Here is a 2,527-nt window from a genome sequence, read left to right as displayed (position 1 = left end):
CCTAATTATTAATTAGGAGTTTTTTTATGCCCAATAATAAGTAAGAAAACATTTGGTATTACGACTACGATAACACTAATAAAAACACAAACACCTTTAAAAAATGAATACACTCTGGTTTTTTGAGGATACTAATCTTTTTAAAATTTTATGTCCTCACAAATTCAAGGCTTATAAAAAAGATCATGAATTTGACGGTTACAAAAAGAAAGATTACATCTATTTTGAAGAAGACTCATCTAATAAAATATTTTTAATAGAAAGAGGAAAAGTGAAGATTGGATATTATAGTGAAAATGGAGACGAAGTTGTAAAAGCTATTTTATCTAAAGGACAGCTCTTTGGTGAAAAAGCTATTCTTGGGGAAGCTAAACGTGATGAGTTTGCGCAGTCCTTAGACAATACAACTTCTATATGTCCAATAGGAGTAGATACAATGCACAACTTAATGAGAGATAATCAAACCTTTAGTTTTAAAGTTTATAAGTTTATAGGTTTTAAATTTAAAAAACTAGAAAGACGATTACAGCTTTTAATGTTTAAAGACACTAAAACAAGGTTAATAGAATTTTTAGATGAGTTATGTAGTGAGTATGGATACAACTGTGAAGAAACAGGAGATCATGTTGTACACCATCCTTACACACAAAGTGATATCGCTTCTTTAATAGGCACTTCTAGACCAACTTTAAATATTCTTTTAAACGAATTAAAAGAAGAAAATTACCTGGATTTTAATAGAAAAGAAATAAGAATATTAAAAAAAACGGCTTAGTGTTAGGTAGCTAACATTTTAATAAAAGCCATTACTATAATTTTGTTCGTATATAATCATGAACATAAAAACTATAAAAATGATAAGAAAAATGATTTTAGGAGCCTTGGCATTAGGTATTTTTGCTAGCTCTTGTAGTAATGACGACGATAACTCGTCACCAACACCACAACCAACAACATCTCCATTAACATTAAATTTAAATGGTCTTGATGCATTAGGAGATGATTTTGTTTACGAAGGATGGATTATTGTAGATGGAAGTCCTGTATCTACAGGTAGATTTACTTCTGTTGGATTTCCTCAAGCGTTTCAAGTTAATACTACAGACTTAAATGCTGCAACAAAATTTGTACTAACAATAGAACCAGCAGTAGACCCAGATCCATTACCAGCAGATACTAAAATATTAGCAGGAGACTTTTCTGGAAATGCGGCAAATGTTTGGGTCGCTCCAGTAACTACAGATGCCAATGACTTTACATCTTCATGGGGACGATTCTTTTTAAGAACACCTACAGATGAAGCAATGGGATCTGGAAATAATATGAATGACGAATATGGTATATGGTTTGGAACACCAGGAACTATGCCTCCAGGAGCTGGTTTAGGTTTACCAACATTAGCAGCAGGATGGAAATATGAAGGATGGGTAGTAGTAGATGGTGTAGGACCAGTATCCACAGGAACATTTACAGGGTTTACAGAAGTTGATGATTCTAACGATTTTAGTGGAACAGAAAATAATGCAGGACCACCAATTCCAGGAGAGGACTTTTTATTAAATGCTCCAGATGGATTTACGTTTCCTTTAGATGTTAGAGGGCGTACAGCAGTAATCTCTATAGAGCCATATCCAGACAATTCTCCAGCACCTTTTACAATGAAACCTTTAGCAGGAATGGCTGGTAATGATACAGCACCTACAACATACGATTTAACATTAGATACAAGTTCTTTACCAACAGGAACAGTTTCTAGATAATAGTTTTGTTTTTTATTAGATTTGAAGCGTCTTTTTATATTATATAAATTGGCGCTTCATTAGTTTATTAATATAGTTAAGTAATAGTATAGATATCATGAGAAATAAAAAAATAAACTTAAAAAATATATTATTTTTAGTTTTTATAGTATTACTTATAATACCACAAACAAGGAAAACAATACAAGTAGTAGTACATAAAGGTTTCGCACAATTTAGCCCTAGTATTAAAAGTATAGATGATATTGAAGCTTTAAGTAGTTACAATTGGAAGTTACAAGATACAAAAGGTAATATTCTTAATTTTGAAGACACAAAGCATAGCGTAATAATGGTAAATTTCTGGGCAACATGGTGTCCTCCGTGTATAGCAGAAATGCCTTCTATGGAAGCCTTATATAATGACTACAAAGAAAAAATAGAGTTTGTTTTTGTATCTAATGAAGATAAAGAAACTATTTACAAGTTTTTAGTAAATAAGGGCTATTCGTTTCCAGTGTACTCACCTATAAGTAAGGCTCCCGAGACATTTAATGTAAGGAGTATACCAAGAACATTTTTAATAGATAGAAACGGAAATATTATTATAGATAAATCTGGAGCAGCCAATTGGAATAGTGAAACGGTTAGAACAACAATAGATGAACTTATAAAACTATAACGTTTTAAAAAAAGCTTTAATAAAAGCAAAAGAAAATAACGAATACATTATTTTCAACTCTTCCCATATAGAAGATTCTTCGTCTAGAAAACGAAATATAGTATTG

Annotated in this window: 3 protein-coding genes; all 3 read left to right on the top strand. The window is 31.3% G+C overall.

Features of this window, described 5'->3' with window-relative positions:
• Positions 1 to 103: 103 nt before the first annotated feature.
• The 3 genes from ACVC2P_RS12805 to ACVC2P_RS12795 all read left to right on the top strand — a co-directional run bounded on the left by ACVC2P_RS12805 (position 104) and on the right by ACVC2P_RS12795 (position 2,421).
• Complete coding sequence (locus tag ACVC2P_RS12805; protein ID WP_452598859.1) at positions 104 to 775, top strand: Crp/Fnr family transcriptional regulator; 672 nt, start codon at positions 104 to 106, stop codon at positions 773 to 775.
• 79 nt (positions 776 to 854) lie between these two features.
• Entirely contained in the window at positions 855 to 1,760 is a 906-nt protein-coding gene (locus ACVC2P_RS12800) for an anti-sigma factor (protein ID WP_452598858.1), read from the top strand.
• A gap of 97 nt (positions 1,761 to 1,857) precedes the next feature.
• A complete protein-coding gene (locus ACVC2P_RS12795; protein ID WP_452598857.1) occupies positions 1,858 to 2,421 on the top strand; it encodes a TlpA family protein disulfide reductase in 564 nt (187 codons plus the stop codon).
• Positions 2,422 to 2,527 lie beyond the last annotated feature (106 nt).

Source organism: Pontimicrobium sp. MEBiC01747 (assembly GCF_053601635.1).
Note: the sequence above shows the minus strand (reverse complement) of the source record. Positions and strands in the feature narration are given on the sequence as shown.

Excerpts from the sequence above, each read along its gene's own strand:
- ACVC2P_RS12800 (WP_452598858.1), top strand. The coding sequence starts at position 855 with ATGATAAGAAAAATGATTTTAGGAGCCTTGGCATTAGGTATTTTTGCT.
- ACVC2P_RS12805 (WP_452598859.1), top strand. The coding sequence starts at position 104 with ATGAATACACTCTGGTTTTTTGAGGATACTAATCTTTTTAAAATTTTA.
- ACVC2P_RS12795 (WP_452598857.1), top strand. The coding sequence starts at position 1,858 with ATGAGAAATAAAAAAATAAACTTAAAAAATATATTATTTTTAGTTTTT.